The following is a 21,058-nucleotide window of genomic DNA, read 5'->3' on the forward strand; positions in this document are numbered from 1 at the left end:
TTGTACAATAAAGTCAGAGTGATTAGTCGGAATTATACATATTAGAGAAATGAGGGTGAATTTACGTGGCAGAGACGATTGGTTATGAATTGTTGGACGTTTTTTGTAAAGTCGCGCCTTATATGAATGATGTGATAGCAGGCGATGTTGGAATATCGATTATCCGTGATGGACGGTACGATAGCTATATTCCAGCTTCAGACCTCAATCTTGGGAACCGGCCCGGAGATCCGGTCCGTGGCGGAGCTACGAAACGAGCTATAGAGACTGGCAAACAGGTGGTTCGGTATATTACCCGCGATCAGTCAGCCTATGGCGTGGCTTATGTCGCTTGTGCTTTGCCGATCCAAGATGTTGCCGGCAAAGTGGTGGGTTGTGTGACAACCACGCAAAGTATAACAGGGATCGAAACCGTCAATAACGTTTCTAGTGAATTGGCGTCTGCGTCTGAAGAACTAACAGCAGGTATGCAAGAACTCGCCAGTCGTGCTTTGAACCTGTCTGACACCAGTCATGAACTCGGCAAATTAGGCCAAGGGCTGTTGGCGACTGCCCGACAGACAGATGAAATTGTTACCTTTATTCGAAATGTGGCGGGTCAAACCAATTTGCTCGGACTCAACGCCGCCATCGAGGCAGCCAGGGTTGGTGAAATGGGGCGGGGGTTTGGCGTTGTTGCCGAAGAAGTGCGCAAACTTGCTGTGGCAAGTGCAGACTCGGTCAAGCGAATCTCTGATTCTCTAGGCAAAATCCATCAATCCCTAGACGAGTTGTCCAAGAAAATTGAGAATATTGACAGCAATGTTAACGAACAGACTGCAGCGGTTCAAGAAATGGCGAAAGCCAGTCAATCGCTCGCTATGCTGGCAGGTAATCTGTCTGAATCTGCGAAGACGATGTACCAGTTGACTGATTGAATTTGTTGGGGTCATTTCCAGTATGTACTCCACTCAGGGTACTCCAGCATTGTGAACTTCATTTTCTTCCAGAATCCTTCCGCTTCCGGGTATGAACCAAGCACGATGAAAGCAAACCCGAACCAACGACAGAATTTCTTGAGCCACCTGACGCAAAACCGTCCCAGTCCTCGACCGCGCAGTTCTCCGGGGAATTTTAGTGAATCAAGGACCACACCTCGCATGTCGCGGCGAATACAGAAACGAAATTGTGGCTTCCAATCTCTAGTCGGATGTCTTTCGGCGATGAGGATAACTTCTGGCCAATATGTCTTGTAGGCAATAGATAAACTAAGCGATTCGCCTATCCGCTGAGAAAGCTCTCTTTGCAATTGGCGGACGCTTAGCCATACGAGCAATCGGTATACAGGGCCAAGAAAGCGGATAAAAGAGAATATAGTTGTGGAGACATAATAAACAAACATCTTTCTCGCCTCCGCAAAAATCCCTCTCTTATCGCTATCATACTATTCAGGACAATCGTATTTTGTGCTGTTATTTTTAAAACTTCTTTGCTTGTTCGGGTAAGAGACTTTTTGCTAAGGGAGAGCGCAACCATTAGATCATGACCGGGACAAAAGTCCTGTATACGAGGCGATTCCGGTCTTGTACAATGAAATGTAAAAGGATTCGATTAGCTTATATTATGGGGATGAGGGTGATTGTTCGTGGCAGAGACAAGTGGATATGAATTATTGGAAATGTTCTGTAAAGTGGCGCCCTATATGAATGATGTGGTGGCAGGCGATATCGGAATGACGGTTGCCCGTGACGGGAATTATATTCTTTATATTCCTGCTTCGGACCTCAACCTTGGAACCCGGGTCGGCGAACCTGTCCGTAGCGGTGCGACCAAACAGGCGATTGAGACTGGTCGTCAGGTGGTGCGATATATTAGTCGCGAGCAGTCTGCCTATGGCGTCCCTTATGTAGCCTGTGCGCTGCCCTTTAAAGAAGGCGGTCGGGTAGTTGGCTGCGTCACAACCACACAGAATGTTACTTCGTTTGAAACCATCAACAGCGTATCCAGTGAGTTGGCGTCTGCATCGGAAGAACTGACTGCAGGCATGGAGGAATTAGCCAGCCGGGCTTTGAATCTGGCTGATACCAGCAGCGAATTGGGTGAATTGGGCAAGGGACTATTGGCGACCGCACGTCAGACAGACGAGATCGTGACATTTATCCGCAATGTTGCCAGTCAGACGAATCTGCTTGGGCTCAATGCCGCTATCGAAGCAGCTAGAGTCGGTGAAGTAGGCCGGGGCTTTGGCGTGGTTGCTGAAGAGGTTCGCAAGCTGGCTGTAGCCAGCGCAGATTCTGTCAAACGGATCTCAGATTCGCTTGGTAAAATTCATCTGTCTCTAAGTGATTTGTCAGCGAAAATTGACAATATTGATGGCAATGTCAACGAGCAGACCGCCGCTATTCAGGAAATGGCGAAAGCCAGTCAGACGTTAGCGACACTCGCAGGGGATTTGTCTGAATCTGCTAAAACTCTGTTCCAGCTGACTGACTAAAATAAGTTCCCGCTGGCAAACTGTGAAAACTAAATTGTATTGTGAAGGGGCTGTGCCGAAATGTAGTTTCGACACAGCCCCTTTTGGCATTCTTTTTTATCCGATGGCTAACCCGCTCTAAGAGACTGAGGCTCGAAATCTATGATTTCGTTAAGCCGAAGGCTCCCTTTAGGGGCTCCTATCTTCTATAAGTGGGAGTTAAGAGCGGCTAAGCCCCTGGATGCTTGTCAGGTCAAAGACTATTGCGATAAAGTGGCCCGGTTGCTGCTGCTTTCAGATGAGCAGCATGAACGATTGCTTTGGGCGGCTGTCTTGCACGATATCGGCAAAATCCTTGACACTTCGCCCAGCCATGTCCAGACCGGCTGTCAGATAGTGGCCGGCTTGAAGCTGGGAAACCGGCTGTCTGAGCTGATACTCAGGCATCATGACCCTGGGTCCTGGGCGACGATTGAGTTGGAAATACTGACTACAGTGGATCGCTTCGTTAACCTGTTTACCTGCCTGCTTGACAAGCGGCTCTGCCTGGAACAGTTGCGGCAGGATTGTGCGCAGGGAGCGGCGAGTGCCAAGGTCACGGCAGCGCTGGAGCAGGTTTTGTAGGACGAACAATTCATGCAGCGACTGGCGAAACAGTTTAAGCAGGGGCGACCGCCCTAAACTCAAGACCGTAACAACGGTCTTTTTTTATTGGCGTAAAGGATTAGACCTTTACATCCTAATTGAATAATTTCTAAGCAGTTACTCAGCCTTAAGATGTAGTCGGATGGAATTTTCATCCGAACATACTCCCTGCGGCCAATAGTTCTTCTCCTCCGGGGCGGCTAGAATAAGAGCAGAAGTAGAAGTACTTAACATATACATAGAATGCGAAAAGCGTATCGCTTGCAGCCGGGGGAATATAAAGTATGTAGTGTGGGGTGAGCGGTTATGAATGACATGACGTCGGAACTTATGGGAAAAAGCATTTATGACTTCTTATCGCCTGAACAGCGTAGCCGAATCCCTGTGGCAAAAATTAATAAAAATACTGTTTTTATTCCTGCAATGGCTCAAGAAAATATTGATCTATACTATATTTTAGAAGGAAAAGTAGAGGTCTTGTCACAAGCGTATAATGGCCGTAGCTTCCTGGTTGATGCGCTGGGGCCGGGCGAGTTTGTCGGGAAATTTTCCCAGATGCGCAAGCAAAATTTTTACTGCGAAATCAAAACAAACACGTCATGCACACTGCTAAAGCTTACTGAAATAAAAAATGAACTTCTGAATAACGAGCGATTTCTCCTGTTCTTTTATTGTAAGACATCAAGTCGAATTTATGAAATGTATAAAATATCAATGGCGCGAACGCTTTTCACTTATGAAGAGCTACTGGCCTATTATCTGCTGGATCTAGCGAATGAAGCGGGATTTATTGGTGATAAGGACACGACTATTTGCTTAAAAACGAACATCAGCGAGCGGCAGTACTATTATCTTATGAAAAAGTTTAGAAATGGGCAGATGATTTCCCATGACAAAAAAGGCATATACATCCTTGATCTAGCCGGCTTACAGGCTATCGCAGCTAATGTCATAAAGTTTATGAAGAATCGTATTTGATGATCAGGCCGTCGATAAAGGCCAATCTGCGTTGTTATCCCCGCGCCCCCATTGCTAGCGTACCTTATGTACGCGTCGCTGCTGGGGTCGCAGGTCTGCCTAGCATCTCGTCCTTTCTCGACGGCCTGGATTTCAGGTTTATCAACGGCCTGGGAATAAGGTTTCTCAACAATCTGACGGTCTGCAGAGATGCAGACCGTTGTTTTACTGTGGAGTTAAACCGCCCATACCTTCTTTTCACCCGACATTGTTTGGCATACTGCCTGGGCATTTGCGAGATAGAATATCTCAAATTTTCCATCGCCCACGGCGTACATCCTGCCGAGAGCAGGCATTATCGCCAGAGCCTTGCATTGGGTTTTCTCCGTCGTGCAGAATACTGCCTTGCCGCAGATGCGAAGGGTGTTGAAGTTGGCATCGACGCAACAGAGTTCCACATTAGGGTTGGCGACGAGCTGCTTATACATCTCTTTTTGATTGGAAGTGCAAAAAGTAAGCTTTCCGTCATGCTCCATGACGAACCCCATCGGTCGGACATGTGGTTGATCGCCGCCGGTTGTTGCCAGATAGAATACCTTGTTTGCCGTTAAAAAGTCGAGAACCTCTTTCATCGTCAAGCTCATTCCTTTCGCTGTGTTTTAAGTCTCACCACTTCATTGGCTTCTGCCAATGAAGTGAAACCATATTGCTGCATCGTGGCGGCAAGGGTTATTTCAGCTCCATTGATGTTCGCGGCTTTTTGCTCCAGGACGTTCTGATAGTACAGCGCAAGCGTCCGTGGGGAATAGGTGGCAAGCTCTCCCCTTAGATATGTTTCGATTGATGTTGTATAGGGAGTATCGCCTGCGGCAGACGCCGGTCTTCCCCGCTTGCTGATATAGGGAAATTTAGTGCTGATTTCCTTGGTCCACGCTAGGCTGATTTCTGCAATCTGATCGATCAAAACATGCGTTTCCTGCTCCAGGGGCGGTAGATGATGCTGGATCTGGGCATATTCCAATGGCGCGGTAAACTCCATCATCCGGGCATATTTTTCTGTTAACAGGTTTCTGCCCGTCGCTTCCGCCTCTGTCAGATCCTCCAGATAGCTGGCCAAAGCCGGTTCCGACCAAGCCATTGCCTGGCTGGATCGCATGATGCTAAACGTCCCGCGATCATCCTGACAAGCAGCCCTGCCGCCAATATTGGCTACCTTTTGAAACATCGTCCATTCCATAGCCACAATGTTAGCGATTAATTCCTCTTTCACAATCATCACCTCCTTTCATTCTGTCCAAACGTTCATGCCCCTTATGACAGAGTTTTGGATTCTACGTTGAACCAGCGGTCCGTGATCCAGCAAAAAATCACTGCCCGAGTCAGTTAATCCCTGGCACCTGAGTTCTTTGATGATATGCTGGCATATCGCTTCCATCAGGCCGGCTTTTCGCTCATATATTTTCCGGACGGGTTCCACTGTGTGGGCAGTTGCTAAATCAGAGCACAAATCGTAGATGGCGCTCCCCAGCACCGGCAGTGTTCGCAAGGCTCGATGCATCCATTTATAAAAAGGTTTGTATTGCTTATTCAATAAAAACACCATGGAAATGGCTGTGTTGATAAATTCGGCTTCGGCGTATTGCGCTGCTACCAGCTCGCTCCGCCTGATACAACGCATGAAATTGTATTGGCCTGACTGAGCCATGATCATACAGCGGCAGGCGATCTTTTTCAGCCTGATATCCTCCGGATAAAACTGCTGTAAGCTTTCTCGGAAAGCGGTGAACTCACCGGCCGGATCAGTGAATATTTCGCCGTTGGTTGATATGGCCAGATTCGCTTCCGGAATCACACGCCATTCCCGCCAATCAGCAGGGACATGGTCAAAACCGATGAACTGCCGGTAAAACTGCCCAATCTCAAATACGCCGGTTCGCCCGCCGCCCCAATGACTTTCCTGCCTTGCGTTGAAACCGGCGAAAGCCTTAGGCAGCCTGGAAAGCTCCATTTGCAGATCATTGCCAATCGTTTCATAGACCTGCCGGTTCAACCACAGGCAGAAGCCCGAGCCCCAGTCATGATCCTGTGATATTTCGTCATCAAAGCCCAAACATTCTGAGCCCATGCCCACCAGGCCGACAGCAATATGCCCTGCATAGTGCGGGAAATACTGCTCCAGCATTGGCCTGCCACATTCCTCGTAATAGAGCCGGGAAAGTTCCAGCCCTTTCATTGGCCGCTTTCCTGTGCAGGCGAGTTTACAGCGTTCAGTTTGCTTTCGACGGCTTGCGCCTTCTGGATTAATTCTCCGGCCTCCACCCACATTCCCGCCATCGAGCATGCGTGGGCGCAGTTTCGGCAGGTACGGGCATAATCGGCGTTTTGCCCGAATACCGTCTCGATTTTGTTCAGCGCCAGACGGTACTGCTCTACTGCACCAGCATAGTTCTCTTGTAGATACAGCAGTTGAGCCATGGCTGCCAACGCGGCCGGGTAGTGCGGATCATCATAGCCAAGCGCCTCGAATCCCGATAGAGCTGCCTGCAAATGGGTGGCGGCGGCTTCATTGTTGCCTAAAGACATATAGAGCAAGGCGATATTGGAATGAGTGGTAGCCAATTCAGCACAATGCTCCTGAGAGGTTTTCAATATCGCCAGTGATTTATGCAAATAGACGAAAGCAGTCTTTTTATCGCCGCTGGCCGCCCAAACCTGGGCCATATTATTATACAGAGCGGCTCGGCGAGGGTCAGTGTCATCAAGTGTGGCGGAGTATATTTTCTCTACCTCGCCGTACATTTCCAGCGCTTCGCTGCTGCGGCCGCCGACATGTAAGGCGGTGGCGGCGTTTAGCATCGTCGTAGCGGCGGCAATGTTGTCTGTAAAATCCGGCGCGGATATGATGGCCATGGCCTGTTCGCAGGCTGTAAAGGCCTGGGAAAACTGGCTTAAGTTTCGATAATATCCTGCTTGTTCATTGAGTACAGCCAGTTGATAAGAGGTATCCCCGCAGTTTTTAGCTGCTTCCAGATGACGGGCAAGATACCACTCCGCTGCGGAGAGATCCTTTTGAGCAAACAGGCTGTCTAAACCGGAATAGAAATCGTCAAATTGCATAATTTGCTTCTCCTCTCTTATATCAATGTCAACACCTTACGTAGGGGCGACCGTCCTCGGTCGCCCCTACAGATTCTCTTTGCTAAAGCTTCCATCGCGCATTTCACGAAATGATTTGCGCAGCAGGGCGAGGATAATGGCAAAAACAACAACATCTGCTATCGGGCCGGCCCAAAGGATGGAGATAACCCCCCAATATTTAGGGAAAAAGTAGGACATCGGCAGGATCAGCAGAATGCGACGGGCAAGGGGGATGGTCATTGCCAGGAAAGGGCGGCCGATGGATTGGAAAAAGCTTGTTGAAACATCCTGAAAAGCAGCCAGCATGATGGTTAGCATCCATATTTCCAGCACAGCAATCCCGAATGTCATGAATCCAGGATTGTTATCGCCGAAGATGAGCATGATCTCTGTGGGGAAAATGCGTGTCAATACCAGTACGACAGCGGTAAATGCGACAGCCAGCTTGAGCGCCGCAGAATAACACTCGCGCACGCGGTCAAAATTGAGTGCGCCGCGGTTGAAAGCAATGATCGGTTGCGAGCCGATACCGATTCCGCTGGTTACATTGGTCGAAATAAAGGCGACTTTTTGCGCGGCACCCATGGCAGCGAATACAGCCTCTGCGCCCAAAGTACTCATCGCGCCGTAGAAAACCAGCAAATTATTGATGATCAGCACATTGACGATCTGGCAGCAGTTAAGAGTTAGCGATGAAAGGCCGAGTTTCATCACCGCCATCGGCAGCTTGCCATGCAAGCGGATATTTTTTCGTTCGAACTTGAACGTCTTGAGCTTCGGGAAGTAGGCGAGCACGAGTATTGCTGAGAATAGTTGGCTGATCACAGTACCGATGGCAGATCCCGCCAGCCCCATATTCAAGCCAAAGATGAAAATCGGCTCAAGGATGAAGTTAAGCAGGCAGCCTGCCATCATGGCAAGCATTGCATAGCGGGGATTACCGTCCGCGCGGATGCTGGGATTCATGCCGCAAGCGAAAATGAGGAATGGCATACCTAATAAGATGTATTTGGTATATTCCGTGGCATAGGGCAGCATGACAGCGGTGCAACCGGATAGGTAGAGGATCGGCTCCATGAATATGTAGCCGAATGCTACGGTCATGACTGAGATGATAGCGAGCAGGATCACGCTTTGGGATACCGCTTTGCCGGCCTCTTCCCTGCGGCCTGCGCCGAGATTCATGGCGATATAGGTTGCGGTACCGTCGCCGATCCACAAGGCAAACCCCATGACGATGCTATGGATGGGGAATGCCACATTAATCGCGGCGTTTCCCAGATAACCCACAGCATGACCGATGAAAATCTGATCGACCAGATTATAGAGTGAGACAGTGAGCATAGAGAGGATAGTCGGCGTGGCAAATTTGAAAATGAGTTTATTGATATTTTCAGTACCGAGAATATTTTCTGCGATGGCTGGCTGTGTCAAAAATGCTACCTCCTAGTTCGTTCTAAATGTAAGCTTGACCGCCATGGCCGCTTATACAATCTCATTTTAAATTTTCTGAAAATATTCCTTAACTGCAATTTGCAGAGAGCTCTAAAAAAATCTCGAAAAAAATTAAATATTCCTGCAATTTGCAGTAAAAATCAAAGTGAGTTTTCTTTACAATGACATTTAAACAACCGAAGGGTTCTCTACTAACCAACCATCTAACTAACCAACTAATAGGAGGCGATTGTAATGGACTTTGCAGAGAACGGCGGCCTGGTCGGGCAGGTTTACAATATCCAGCGCTATTCTACCCATGATGGGCCTGGCGTACGCACCACGGTATTTCTGAAGGCATGCCCCTTGCGCTGCTTCTGGTGCCAGAATCCCGAATCCCAGAGCATGCAGCCGATCCTCATGTTCCGAAAGGATCAATGTACATTATGCGGCCGGTGTATCCAAGTGTGTCCCAATCGGGCCAACAGTATTGTCGATGGTCGACTGGCAGTCGACCGCAAACTTTGTAACGCCTGCGGCGCTTGCACTAAACCAGGTGTCTGTCTGGCGGGGACACGCAAAATCGAAGGCAAAGCTATGACCGTTAATGAGATAATGGATAAGGTCGTTAGCGACTACAATTTATATCAAAATTCGGGCGGTGGCATAACCGTATCGGGCGGGGACTGTGAAGCACAGCCGGAATTTACTGCAGAGCTTTTGAAGGCCGCCCATAAGAATTTAATTCATACCTGCGTTGAGATTTCAGGAGCATTCCCCTGGGAAACCGTCAAGATGATTACAGACCACGCCGATTATATATTGTATGACCTCAAATGCATGGATGACAAAAGACATAAAGAGGGTACAGGGGTATCCAACAAGCGTATCCTGGAAAATGCAAAGAACCTAGTCAAGGAGAACAAGCGGATTCATTTCAGAACACCTCTTATCCCGGGTTTTAATGACAGCTCAGAAGATATCGAGGCAACTGCGCGGTTCATACGAGATGAATTGGGGCTTAATCCTGCCGATCATCTGGAACTGCTTGCTTATAACAACCTGGGAGAAGACAAATATTTGCGTCTAGGTGACGGGGATATGCGTCCCAGCTACCAGCGCCAGCCCGATGAGTATGTCAAGAAACTCAAAGAGATTATCGCGTCAATCTGAATATTCCAGGGTGGATTGGCGTGTTCAGTTTAGGCAAGGGTCAGTAAAGGGTGGTGTAGAGGACAAGAACACAGGAAGGGTAGTACCGGAAGGATTTGAAAGATTAGCGAAGGGAGTGATGCTGAAGGATAGGCGGCACTGGGATTATGACAATCAAAAAAAATGATGAGGTGAAGAGAAATATGGGAAACGCTCAAAAAGTTCAGTACAATAAGTATGAGGACAAATCACGTGGAAACGTCATGTGGGACGTCATGAACCCCTTGCGTTATACGCAAGGCATGTCTATGGCTCGTGCTAGTATTCTGGTCGAAGGCTATAAAGAGACCGAAGGTTATCATATATTCCGCAGACGCGGTCATGCTATTCGCAAAATTCTCCAAGAGATGCCAATTCGCATCGATGACCATCAATTACTTTGCGGCGATTTCAGCGCAAAACCGATGGGACCCGAGTTTTTCCCCGATCTGGCCGCCCTATGGATAGTGGATTACATTGACAAATACGGCTTGGAAGGCCGCAAAGGGTTCTTCAAATGGGAATCCGAAGAACAAATGGAGCAAGGAAGAGCTATCGGTGAATATTTCAGAGAAACAGGCGGTAAGGAAATGTGGCTCAAGCACATAGGGCCGGAGCATGCCGCATTTGAGCATAAAATCGGTGAGGCCGGTTCTTGGATCGTGAACACCGTTTCTGAGATGTTTGCTGAAAAGGCCTGGAACTGTCCCGATCTCGATCGTCTCGTAAAAAAAGGTGTCCGCGGTTTAATAGCGGATATCGACGCACAGCTTGAAAACCATCTGATGCTTAACTATGAAGACTATCGACGCCATGAGTTCTGGCTTGGCCTTAAGGAAATGTTTTTGGGCATTATCGACTACGCTCATCGCTATCGCGATCTCGCTACCAAAATGGCTGCTAAAGAGACATGCCCAGTTCGTAAGGCTGAGTTGGAAGAGATGGCTCGTGTCTGCAACCGCGTTCCGGAATATCCGGCTGAAACATTCCAAGAATCACTACAATCGCTTGTCTTTGGGATATTAATGTGTTTCTATGACACTCGTACCTTTGGCATGGGCTATGGTCGCGTAGACCAAATACTGTATCCGGGGTATAAGGCTGACATCGCTGCAGGCAGAATCGACTACGAGTATGTTGTTCAATTATTTGAGTGCTTCCGTGTTAAGATTATGGGCAAACGTCAGTTCTGGCCGGATGTTATGACTCCGAACTTGAGCAGTGAATCCCATTTCCATAACTGTGTCATCGGCGGCGTGGATCCCAAGACCGGAAGAGACGCCACCAATGAGCTGTCATTCGCTTTTGTTGATGCAGCTGCACGTGTAAGGACCACACACCCGACTATCTCTGTGCGTTGGCATACCCGAATCGATCCAAAGTTCATGGCGCGTGCGTTGGAAGTTGTGAAGATGGGCATGGGCTTCCCCGCCTTCTTTAATGACGAATCCAGCATCCAGTATCTGCTTGCCCGTGGCTACACCATTGAGGAAGCACGTAATTACGCCTTCGGCGGTTGCACACTGCACACGGTTCCCGGTAAGACCAGTTCGATCTGGCCGTTGGTCACGAGCTACGGCAGAATACTTGAGATTACCATGTACAACGGTTGGGACTATATTTCGAATTCGCAATTAGGACCCCAAACCGGTGATTTCACCAAGATGACCAGCTATGAAGAGTTTGTAGCAGCCTATAAGGCGATGATTAAGCACTGGGCTGATATCAGCACCGCAAGCGGACGCGCCTGCAAACTCCAGCATGGTGACTCCTTCCCAGACATGGCGATGTCTGCCTATACTGATGACTGCATCAAGCGCGGTCAGGTTTGTAGTTTAGGTGGTGCTCAGCATGCAGATAGCTGCATGTATATCGTGCCGGTGGCTGTGCAGGACGTGGCCAATGAATTGTATGTAATCAAACACGGCATCTTTGGTGAGAATCCGATCTGCACCCCGCAGGAAATGTTGGATGCTATGCGTGCGGACTGGGTAGGTTACGAAGAGCTGCGCGCCAAGTGTATGGCAATGCCGAAGTACGGTAATGACATACCGGAAGTAGATCAGTTGTTATCAGATGTATATGATTGGATTAAAGAGATTTGGCACAAACAACCCGCTACTGATGGCGGTAAATATGAGGTCTCCCCGCACTCTATCGGTTTCCATGGCGGTACAGGCGCCAAGACTGGTGCACTGCCCTGTGGCCGTAAAGCTAAAACCTCCTTTGCTGATGGTGCTGTCTCCCCCGCACAAGGAACTGACATTAATGGTCCGTCAGCTGTCCTCAAGTCGGCAGGCAGTATAGACCAGCACGATCTCTATGGTGTTCTGTTCAACATGAGATTTACTCCGGCGACTTTAAAAGGCGAAGAAGGCACTGCAAGCTTGGCTGCGCTAATCAAGACCTACTTTAGCGATTACAAAGGCAAGCATATCCAGTTCAACGTTCTGAACCGTGAAGAAATGCTCGCCGCCAAGAAAGAGCCTGAGAAATACACAGATCTTATGGTGCGTGTTGCAGGCTACAGCGCCTACTGGACTGATTTACCCGCTAACATCCAAGACGAGCTGATTGCCCGTTCGGAAAACGAGCTTTAAGAGGTAGGTAATGGGCAAATAGCCCATAGGAAAAGGGGTGCGAGGTTTGTCTGGCACCCCTTTCCAATAATATAAGGAGGATATGAACAGCATGGACAATCAAAACGCAAAAGGTATGTCCTATAGTGTCATAGCCGCAGCGTGGCTCGCGGTATTCTGTCTGTTTGGCTATCGTGCTACTTTTGCAGTGTTATCCGGACCTATGGCTTCAACCATGAAATGGACTGGCGCCGAAGTTTCACTAGGGTACTCGTTGATGATGTCAATTTACGCGATCACTGCATTCTTTAGCGGCATGATTATCGATAAATGGGGGACTAAGCCGGTATATACAATTGCCGCCGTATTCGGCATGCTCGGGTTTTATCTTACCAGCCGGGTCGACAGCCTATTTGCTTATTACGCCTGCTACGCAATCTTTGCCGGTATTGGTACTGGGATGCTCTGGGTATCTTCTACCATATCTGTACGGAAATGGTTTGTTGGAAAATATTATGCAAAGATGTGGGGCATAGCATTCGCCGGCGCTCCGATGGCGCAAGTTCTGCTCAGTTTAGGCGTTAAGCCTCTATTGGTGCAAAATGCGGCCCAATGGCGGGACGCGATGAACTATCTGGCGTGGATAACCCTGGTTTTGTTGCTGATAGCCGCGGCGCTTGCTAAGAAAAATCCGGAGCAATATGGTATAACGCCGTTTGGCGCAGTTCCAGCGGCTCCTGGCACTGCTGCAAAACAAGAGCACATCTGGAGTGTTGGCGAAGCGTTTGGCACCGCTGCCATATGGGGCGCAGTTTTAGCTTTTCTGACAAGTATGGTCGCAGAGTTTTTGATTTGGACACAGGTCGTACGTTATTGGACGAAAGACTTAGGTATGTCGTTGGATTCGGCCACTAATCTATATGTGGCTATCGGCATTGCTGGTATATTCACCATGCCGCTGATGGGTATCGTGGCAGACAAAGTGGTTGGATATCTCGGCAATGAGGTCAAGGGGCGGAAAGCAATGCTAGTCTTTGCCCCGTTGGTCGGAGTAGCAGCATGCTTATTACTGTTGAAAATGGATGCGAGTTCCGGACTGCTTGGAATTGTGGTCTGCATCCTTTTTGCTACTTACTGGGCGATTGAACCAGGCGGAGTGGTCGGCTACTCCGGCGCAGTCTATGGTCGGGTCAGCCTCGGCAAGATCTGGGGTACAGCCACTCTGATTGTTATGGGAATCGGCCCGGCTTTGGGAAGTTATATGGGCGGGTATTTGGCCGATACTTCCGGTAACTTCACGGCATCGATTCAATTTGCCATGGCAGCCTTTGCGGTATCGGCAATTGTCGCATTCCTCCTGCCGCTGTCGGCGACTGCTAAAGTCACTGTCCAGGGAAACCCTAACGCCGCACCGGTGGAGAAGAAAAGCTAACAATTTGTTTTTGGATTAGTAGCAATTGGAGGATGGCCATTATGATTGGGGGTAATGCCATCCTCACTTATTTTTTCTGTACTGTCATTGGCGACATTGGAATCTTATTTAATTGATCTGCGGACGGCAGCAGCGGCAGGCCGCAACTTGATCACTGAGAAATATGTACGCATGGACAACCTGATTCCGCAACTCAATGATAACCAGTTAATTCATAGTATCGTGACTAGCGAGTACGACTGGCTGGCGCAACTGCATCAACGGTATCCGTTAAGCGTGAAGTGTGATGAGGGGTTTATTCGCTATGCGCTGGCTGAGCTAGAGACCTATTCTGATCGTACCTTGGCTCTGTATCACATGGATGTTTGCGATGTGGCTCAAAACGGACGCAATCTGGTTGAAGAGCGTTATGAGTATCTGTATAAGAGCCTGGGCTATTTATCTCTGGCTGATGTGGAAAACAAAGCAAAGCATTCAGCTCTTTTAATTTGATTCCTCATTTCAATTGTAATCCGCTGATCGCCAGCATAGTTGAAGTTGAGGTGCGGTGGATGGAAGAACTGCATCGCAAATATCCTAATATAATTAAAAGGGCGCCGGCGGATGCCGAGCTGTTCGAACGATACGCTTTGTGTGAACTGGAGACGTGGTCGGATCGTTCCCTTGAGCTGTACTACCGGGACATTTGCTCAGCGCAAATTAATGGCAAGAATCTTGCGGAGGAGCGCTATAACAATATGTATCGGCGAACAGGGCAAGGATCGCTGGTAGAGCTGGAAGAGTAGACTGATCAGGAGGGCGCTTATGGTAAATGAAGATATTGTATTATTTTCGGGTTATGGTCAGCTGCCTAGTGGTACTGTTGCAGGTGACGTGTTTAAGGTGATGGCCTTAGTTGTCTTGCTCGATATACGAACAGGAGAAATCGTGGAAGCGAATTGTACCCTCTCGACTCGCCTCGCGGAACGATTCGTAGAGTCCATGGTGATAGGACGAAATATACATACCGATTATAAAGAATTAGTCGAATGCATTAATAATAAATATCAGGGGAGTGCGAAAAAAACGATTATCACTGCACTCCGTACCATTAGTTTGAAGTATATAGCATATAAACAGAATGTGAAAAGGAACGAGGGGACAGGTAATTTGTCCTCCTTACGTATTTCGGGTCATAGAACGCAAGCCCTTTGCATTTAAACTAATAAGGAAAGGTGGATTTGCGAATGGTAATGAAATAAATGAGAGCTGGTGTAATTGTAGTCGCAGGTGGCGCATCGGGGTTAGCAGCAGTTTATCCGATGACCAACCCGCTCTAAGACGCCCGTTTCTGAAGCGTTCGCCCCTAAAGGGAGCCTTCGGCTTAACGAAATTGTAGATTTCGAGGCCTCAGTCCAAAAGCGGCTAAGTCGTGCGGATAAGTGCGACTAAGATTCAGATAAAGTTAAAACTCTATCTGGATCAAGTCTTACTTTATATAGAGAATGAGAGAAGTCCGATATTTTAAAAGCCTTAACTGTAATGAAATGCAAGTTAAGGCTGATTATTTGTTTCCAGCTATTTATATGAAACATTTTATTGAGAATTTAGTGGTCGGTGTTAAAGTATAGTAATTATTGGAGGGTTAGTATGAAAAGTATTCGCGCAAAACTAACTGTTACTATTCTGATTATCTTCCTGCTGTCGATGAGTGCTTTGGGCGGGCTAAACTACTGGAAGGCGCGGGATATCATTAGTGAAAACATCACCAATGACATCCAGAAGCTGTCCATAGACTCAGCGGTGAATTTAGGCGGTTGGTTTGAGGCTCGTCAGATGGAACTGACAATGCTTGCGAGTAACCCGGTGATCCGGGGCGGTAATCCGGAAGCGATTATGTCAGTTCTGGCTGCGGCAAAGGATACCAACAGGCTATACGATGGGCTCGTTTATGCTGATGCTTCAGGCATGTCCTGGGCTGCGGACGGCGTGAAAGTCAGTGTGGCCGACCGAGCCTACTTCAAACATGTCATGCAAGGCGCGACATTTGTATCTAACCCTATGGTCTCAAAAGGAACCGGACACTTGGTTTCTGTTGTGGCTGTTCCAATCAAATCGGCTGGCAATATTGTTGGTATTTTATTCGGGCCGATGAGCATGGAGGAATTCAGCCAAAAGGTGCTTAGTATCAAGGCGGGTCAGACTGGCTATGCTTATGTCCTCCAAGAGGATGGACTGGTTATTATTCATCCTAATAAAGAGATAGCGATGAAAGTAAACGGCTTGACGGACACACAACTTCCCCCAGGGATTCGGTCAGTTAATGAGCGTTTAGTGAAAGGTGAGAAGGGAATAGCCAGCTATGATTTCGCTGGGGATAGTAAATACGTGTCATTCGCGCCGATACCGGGGGTCAAATGGTCTTTGGCGATAAACGTGCCGAAGAGCGAGGTAACAAGCGCGGTATCGGCTTTGACAACGATTTCACTAGTTACCATTTTTGTTGTGCTGGTAATCACGGCGATATTCATTGCTTTATACGCCCGTCGCATCGCCAGACCGATTCAGACGTTGGAGGTGGCGGCTAACCGCATTGCAACCGGCGATATTTCGATTACCAAATTGGGAATCACCTCCAATGATGAAATTGGGCGGCTGGGTCAGAGCTTCGAGCAGATGGCCGGAAATTTGCGCAGCCTCATTCAGCAAGTTCTTGACGCTACCGGGCAAGTGGCTGCGTCATCGCAAGAACTGACTGCTAGTTCGGAACAATCGGCCCAAGCAGCCAACCAGGTCACCGCTTCAATCGCCGATGTAGCTGCGGGAGCGAGTGCGCAGATGGAGGCTGCCAGTGAAACCACGGCAGTGGTGGAACAAATGGCAGCCAATATCCGGCAAATCGCCGCTAATGCCAACCAGGTAGCCACTCAGTCGGCCAAGGCGGCCGACAAGGCAAAAGATGGGGACAAAGCGGTAGAAAGAGCGGTTGTCCAGATGGGTCAAATCGAAGGAACGGTGAACTCTTCAGCCCAAGTTGTAACCAAGCTTGGTGAGAGGTCGAAGGAAATAGGCCAGATCGTCGTTACCATATCCGGCATAGCCGGGCAGACCAATCTGCTGGCTCTCAATGCAGCCATTGAGGCGGCACGAGCGGGAGAACAGGGGCGGGGGTTCGCGGTCGTAGCAGAAGAAGTGCGGAAATTAGCTGAACAGTCCCAGGAAGCGGCTAAGAAGATCGCCGAACTTATCGGGGAAATCCAGGGGGATACCGACAAAGCGGTCGTAGCGATGAATGACGGCACACGGGAAGTCAAGAGCGGGACTGATGTAGTTTACACCGCAGGAGTCGCCTTCCGGGAAATCGCCGGGCTAGTGACTGAGGTATCGAGTCAAGTGAAGGAGATTTCCGTCGCCATGCAGCAAATGGCTGCCGGTAGCCAGCAAATAGTTGGTTCGGTTAAGAAAATTGATGAGCTTGGCAAGAGGTCAACTGGTGAAGCCCAAAGCGTTTCGGCGGCTGCAGAAGAACAACTTGCATCAATGGAGGAAATCGCCTCATCCAGTCAGGCGTTGGCCAAACTGGCCGAGGATTTGCAGACGTCGGTGGCTGGGTTCCGAGTGTAGCTGGATAAGGCACGAGAAAGAGCGAGAGAATGTGGACTCTTGTGTGATAACGTGACGGCCTTGGGAAAGTGGAGGATTTGCAGGGGCACGAATCGCCTCCATTATCAAGATCTGGATTTTCTTTATAATAAGAAAAAGCTGTTTTCCTGAGTACGGGTAAACAGCTTTTTTTACTTTAAGATTAATTGGTTTATGGCCAAGATTGATCAGTACTAAATCTAGACCATAATTTTGGGAAGCTATAACCAGTTCCTAACTTGAATGTGAAGCGAATTTAATTATAATGCTAATCAATTCAGGATATGTAAAAAAATCAGCGGTAATTAACTATTAATGGCAATATGATCGTAGCATGTAATGGAAGTGTAGTGTGAAAAATCGGACAATAAAGGAAAGAAGAGAAAAGCGCCGAAATGTAAAGGAAATGAGATTAATCAGTCAGAATCTAATTCCCCTGGAGAAACTGTTGATGAATACTCTTACGGTAATCACATTGAAAAATTACAATTCCAGACAAGTTCGCATGGACTTGGGAAATGACAGCAGTAAAGCTGTTGCGATTTGAACAACCTGAGCCCGAAACCAAATTCATTATAAAACGCATCTTCGAAAAGATTTACTTAACAATGGATGTGGAGTTGGGGCAGTAAAAGTGGCTCGCAGAAAAATCGCTAACACCAGCTAAAGAAGGGACTTGCAGCAGGACAAATTGATAGACTGACGAATACTAGCAAGAAAAAGCCAGTTTGCTAAATTGCTGCTAACAATACGTCTGCATAGTCAGGAAGGGGGTACAGGAGTTGGCAAAAGAACTACTTGCTCGGGAGTGGATCAAACGTTGGGGAAAAGGAAAACTACAGGCGTTTCAAGATGCGTTTGCCCGTGCGTTCGGCATAAGTCTTTGTTTAGTAACGCTAGAGGGAGAACCGCTAACAGTATGGTCGAACTCTTCCTTGTTTTGTCATTCCATGATGCAAAACAATCGAGTGCGTTGCCTACAAGAACGAAATCATGCGCTACAGCAAACGATTGAGACAGGAAAAACCACTCTTTCGAAATGCTATCTTGGTGTGAATTTCTTCTTCCACCCCATCGTGTATCAAAATGACGTTGTTTGCCTGTTTTATGGCGGCGGATTTCATTCTGACGAGGATGGATCGGAATTTAACCGTAGAGTAAACGGGAATATTCCGGTATTGACCAAGAAACAGGTTTACAATGTGCTGACCCTGCTGGCAGAAACCATTAATTTAGCCAATCCGGAAGTGGCAGTCCTAGTGCCGACAGGGCAGACGACACAAGATATTCCCTTACTACGACAAAAACTCAGTCACCGTGAAATTCAAATCGCTCAGCTCATGAATGCAGGTCTAGCAAACAAAGAGATTGCTGAACAACTTTTCATCAGTGAGAAGACAGTTAAGACCCATGTGAGCAACATCTTGAGCAAGATGGGGTTAAAAGACCGGATGCAACTCGTATTCTTTTGTCGCCAACATAATATAATTTGACCAGTCTGTTCAGGATTGTGGCAATTTTCTGCGAACGGAGAGGCTACAATGTCATTTTTTAAGCAAGTAAGCATTTTTGTTGCAGTTCTCATCATTTTGCCGATGGCTTTATTGTTCCATATTTCTACATTGGCAATGAGTGATCAAATTACCCGCAGTGAGCAGAAGTATTTGCAAAATGCGCTGTTAATTGCCCGCAGTAGTATGCTGGGGCGCAAGACAGAGATGCAGCAAGGTGGTCAGTATCTCTCCGTCACTCCTGAATTTCGTGAAGCGCTTAAGAGTAAAGACAGTGGCCGTCTGACTGGTCTTGTTGACTCTTTACGCGGAATCTACCAATATTTGGATTTTGTAGTAATTTTGGATGACGAAAGCAAGATGATTGCCTCGTATCCGAAGAAAGTCAATGCAAATGGTAAATTCGACATTAATGGCCTGGTTCGAATCGCACAGAAAACGAAGCAAGGCATTTTTTCTGAGGAGGTTTTCAATCTTACGTTGCTCTTTGCTCCCGATTCAGAACCATATCAACGATTTCGAGTCAAGCTTACAGGTAGTGAATCTCTGGGGACCGAATCATATCTAACAAAATGTCAAGCAGGGGTAGTAGTTTCACCAGTTTATGACCAGGGATCGCCACTCGGCTTTATCGTTATGGGTGATATCTCAAATAATGATCAGTTCTTTCCGGAAACCTATAGTCGTCAGGTAAAGGATTCCTTTCTCGCGATATCGGTTGATGATACACGCGTCACTTCGAATATTAGCACTCCAAAAAATACTGACTACATAGGCAGTCGCACACCAATCAAGATGAGTAGCCTAGAGGGAGAGCGCTTCTTCTATTTTGGCAGGGTAAATATTGATGGTGAAGTACATGTCTTTGTGGATGAGCCAATTATGGATTTGGAAGGCAAAATTATCGGCGTCCTCGGTGTCGGAATACCCGAGGAGCGTTTTTCACGTATTCTGTCTACCAATCATAATCTAATTTTTATTGTCACAGTGATTAGTCTTTGTGTAATGCTGATTGTTGCAAAGTATGTGGCTGCATACATTACCAAACCGATTCTTCTGGCTATATCTATGGCGGAAAAGATCCGACGCGGTGAGCGGGAATTGAATTTGCGGCCCGAGTGGTTGCGTGATACGGGAAACGAAACAACCGTCCTATTGGTGACTTTCCAACAAATGGCCAACGAACTCGCCCAAGGGGAAGAAAAACGCAAGAATTATGTAATACAATTGAAAGAAGAGCATCGCCGCCAACAGCAAATGGCGAAAGAACTGCAACTCATGAATCAGGAATTAGAAGAAAAAGTTACTGCCCGAACCCAGGATTTGCAACAAGCGTTTGGGGCGTTGAAAAAGGCGGATGAAGTGAAGTCGCAGTTTCTGGCCAATATGAGCCATGAGCTAAGAACTCCACTGAACTCGATCATCTGCAGTGCAGACATCATAAAAGAAAAACTGTTTGGTCCTTTGTCGGAGAAACAAGAACGCTATGTACAGACAATTTGGGCCAGTGGTACCCATTTGTTGCAGCTGATTAACGATATACTGGATATTTGTAAAATCGAAGCCGGAAAAATGCAGCTCTCGCTTAGCCAATTCGTTATCACAGATGTTGTTGACAATTGCTTTAATGTGGTCAAGAGTTTAGCCTACCGTAAGAATATTGATGTGGTCATTGTCATTGATCCACCATGTTTTGTCGTGTCAGCAGATGCAAAGAAGCTGCGGCAAATTCTCTACAATCTCCTATCAAACGCCATCAAGTTTACGCCAGAAGGCGGGCGGGTTGATCTCGAGGTGATTCGGCGCGATCCGGTTGTAAGATTTTCAGTACGTGACAATGGTATTGGCATACGTGAAGAAGATAGAGATCGGGTGTTTCGGGAGTTTGAGCAAGTTGACAGCTCTTACGCTCGGCAGCACGAAGGAACCGGACTAGGTCTGTCCCTGACCAAGAAATTAGTGGAAATGCACGGTGGCGAAATATATCTAACCAGTAAATTGGGACTGGGAACAGAAGTCATGTTTACTATTCCTATTGACACGGAGTCATATCTAAATAGAGAGTCCACGTCTTGACCGTTGGCGGCGAAGGAGCAAA

19 protein-coding genes and 1 pseudogene are annotated in these 21,058 nt (G+C 47.7%); 14 read left to right on the top strand and 6 right to left on the bottom strand.

Features of this window, described 5'->3' with window-relative positions; all coding sequences use genetic code 11:
• The first annotated feature begins 65 nt into the window (after nt 1–65).
• Complete coding sequence (locus AXX12_RS19935) at nt 66–917, top strand: methyl-accepting chemotaxis protein (RefSeq protein ID WP_066236852.1); 852 nt, start codon at nt 66–68, stop codon at nt 915–917.
• A gap of 11 nt (nt 918–928) precedes the next feature.
• Here AXX12_RS19935 and AXX12_RS00960 read toward each other — a convergent pair whose 3' ends face one another.
• A complete protein-coding gene (locus AXX12_RS00960) occupies nt 929–1,381 on the bottom strand; it encodes a hypothetical protein (RefSeq protein ID WP_066236854.1) in 453 nt (150 codons plus the stop codon).
• A 765-nt stretch (nt 1,382–2,146) separates the two neighbouring features.
• Here AXX12_RS00960 and AXX12_RS20270 point away from each other — a divergent pair.
• From AXX12_RS20270 to AXX12_RS00975, 3 genes and pseudogenes are all read left to right on the top strand, one after another.
• Nucleotides 2,147–2,473: pseudogene (locus AXX12_RS20270) on the top strand (methyl-accepting chemotaxis protein); the annotation flags it as partial.
• 141 nt (nt 2,474–2,614) lie between these two features.
• The gene (locus AXX12_RS00970) at nt 2,615–3,076 is read left to right on the top strand and encodes an HD domain-containing protein (RefSeq protein ID WP_066236858.1); all 462 of its coding nucleotides are present in this window, start codon (nt 2,615–2,617) and stop codon (nt 3,074–3,076) included.
• A 327-nt stretch (nt 3,077–3,403) separates the two neighbouring features.
• Nucleotides 3,404–4,075 carry a Crp/Fnr family transcriptional regulator gene (locus tag AXX12_RS00975; RefSeq protein ID WP_066236860.1) on the top strand — a complete coding sequence of 224 codons (672 nt, stop codon included), beginning with the start codon at nt 3,404–3,406 and terminating at the stop codon, nt 4,073–4,075.
• 215 nt (nt 4,076–4,290) lie between these two features.
• Here the strand turns inward: AXX12_RS00975 and AXX12_RS00980 are convergent, their stop codons facing one another.
• The 5 genes from AXX12_RS00980 to AXX12_RS01000 form a co-directional block, all read right to left on the bottom strand.
• Complete coding sequence (locus AXX12_RS00980; protein WP_066236862.1) at nt 4,291–4,686, bottom strand: pyridoxamine 5'-phosphate oxidase family protein; 396 nt, start codon at nt 4,684–4,686, stop codon at nt 4,291–4,293.
• 8 nt (nt 4,687–4,694) lie between these two features.
• Nucleotides 4,695–5,324 carry a DUF4125 family protein gene (locus tag AXX12_RS00985; protein ID WP_197470607.1) on the bottom strand — a complete coding sequence of 210 codons (630 nt, stop codon included), beginning with the start codon at nt 5,322–5,324 and terminating at the stop codon, nt 4,695–4,697.
• 15 nt (nt 5,325–5,339) lie between these two features.
• The gene (locus AXX12_RS00990; protein ID WP_066236866.1) at nt 5,340–6,287 is read right to left on the bottom strand and encodes a DUF4037 domain-containing protein; all 948 of its coding nucleotides are present in this window, start codon (nt 6,285–6,287) and stop codon (nt 5,340–5,342) included.
• Nucleotides 6,284–7,171 carry a tetratricopeptide repeat protein gene (locus AXX12_RS00995; RefSeq protein WP_066236868.1) on the bottom strand — a complete coding sequence of 296 codons (888 nt, stop codon included), beginning with the start codon at nt 7,169–7,171 and terminating at the stop codon, nt 6,284–6,286. The genes AXX12_RS00990 and AXX12_RS00995 overlap by 4 nt, the downstream gene beginning before the upstream one ends.
• A gap of 66 nt (nt 7,172–7,237) precedes the next feature.
• Nucleotides 7,238–8,626: an MATE family efflux transporter gene (locus AXX12_RS01000; RefSeq protein ID WP_066236869.1), complete on the bottom strand. Its 1,389-nt coding sequence runs from the start codon at nt 8,624–8,626 to the stop codon at nt 7,238–7,240.
• Nucleotides 8,627–8,881: 255 nt separating this feature from the next.
• On the opposite strand from AXX12_RS01000, the gene AXX12_RS01005 reads away from it, so the two are divergent.
• The 10 genes from AXX12_RS01005 (at nt 8,882) to AXX12_RS01050 (ending at nt 21,036) form a co-directional block, all read left to right on the top strand.
• The gene (locus AXX12_RS01005; protein WP_066236871.1) at nt 8,882–9,799 is read left to right on the top strand and encodes a glycyl-radical enzyme activating protein; all 918 of its coding nucleotides are present in this window, start codon (nt 8,882–8,884) and stop codon (nt 9,797–9,799) included.
• A gap of 146 nt (nt 9,800–9,945) precedes the next feature.
• Nucleotides 9,946–12,417: a pyruvate formate lyase family protein gene (locus AXX12_RS01010; protein WP_066236874.1), complete on the top strand. Its 2,472-nt coding sequence runs from the start codon at nt 9,946–9,948 to the stop codon at nt 12,415–12,417.
• Between the two features lie 91 nt (nt 12,418–12,508).
• Complete coding sequence (locus tag AXX12_RS01015) at nt 12,509–13,828, top strand: MFS transporter (RefSeq protein ID WP_066236876.1); 1,320 nt, start codon at nt 12,509–12,511, stop codon at nt 13,826–13,828.
• A 54-nt stretch (nt 13,829–13,882) separates the two neighbouring features.
• Nucleotides 13,883–14,320: a DUF4125 family protein gene (locus tag AXX12_RS01020; protein WP_066236878.1), complete on the top strand. Its 438-nt coding sequence runs from the start codon at nt 13,883–13,885 to the stop codon at nt 14,318–14,320.
• Nucleotides 14,321–14,370: 50 nt separating this feature from the next.
• Nucleotides 14,371–14,613: a DUF4125 family protein gene (locus tag AXX12_RS01025; RefSeq protein WP_231881749.1), complete on the top strand. Its 243-nt coding sequence runs from the start codon at nt 14,371–14,373 to the stop codon at nt 14,611–14,613.
• Nucleotides 14,614–14,632: 19 nt separating this feature from the next.
• Complete coding sequence (locus tag AXX12_RS01030; RefSeq protein WP_066236881.1) at nt 14,633–15,028, top strand: DUF3870 domain-containing protein; 396 nt, start codon at nt 14,633–14,635, stop codon at nt 15,026–15,028.
• A 429-nt stretch (nt 15,029–15,457) separates the two neighbouring features.
• Nucleotides 15,458–17,431 (top strand): methyl-accepting chemotaxis protein, encoded by a 1,974-nt coding sequence (locus tag AXX12_RS01035; protein ID WP_066236882.1) that lies wholly within the window; start codon nt 15,458–15,460, stop codon nt 17,429–17,431.
• Nucleotides 17,432–17,801: 370 nt separating this feature from the next.
• A complete protein-coding gene (locus AXX12_RS01040) occupies nt 17,802–17,996 on the top strand; it encodes a hypothetical protein (protein WP_066236884.1) in 195 nt (64 codons plus the stop codon).
• 235 nt (nt 17,997–18,231) lie between these two features.
• Nucleotides 18,232–18,942, top strand: a complete 711-nt coding sequence (locus AXX12_RS19945; RefSeq protein WP_066236886.1) for a LuxR family transcriptional regulator — start codon at nt 18,232–18,234, stop codon at nt 18,940–18,942.
• 48 nt (nt 18,943–18,990) lie between these two features.
• Nucleotides 18,991–21,036 carry an ATP-binding protein gene (locus tag AXX12_RS01050; RefSeq protein ID WP_066236889.1) on the top strand — a complete coding sequence of 682 codons (2,046 nt, stop codon included), beginning with the start codon at nt 18,991–18,993 and terminating at the stop codon, nt 21,034–21,036.
• The last annotated feature ends 22 nt before the right edge of the window (nt 21,037–21,058 follow it).

Source organism: Anaerosporomusa subterranea, from assembly GCF_001611555.1.
GTDB lineage: Bacteria > Bacillota > Negativicutes > Sporomusales > Acetonemataceae > Anaerosporomusa > Anaerosporomusa subterranea.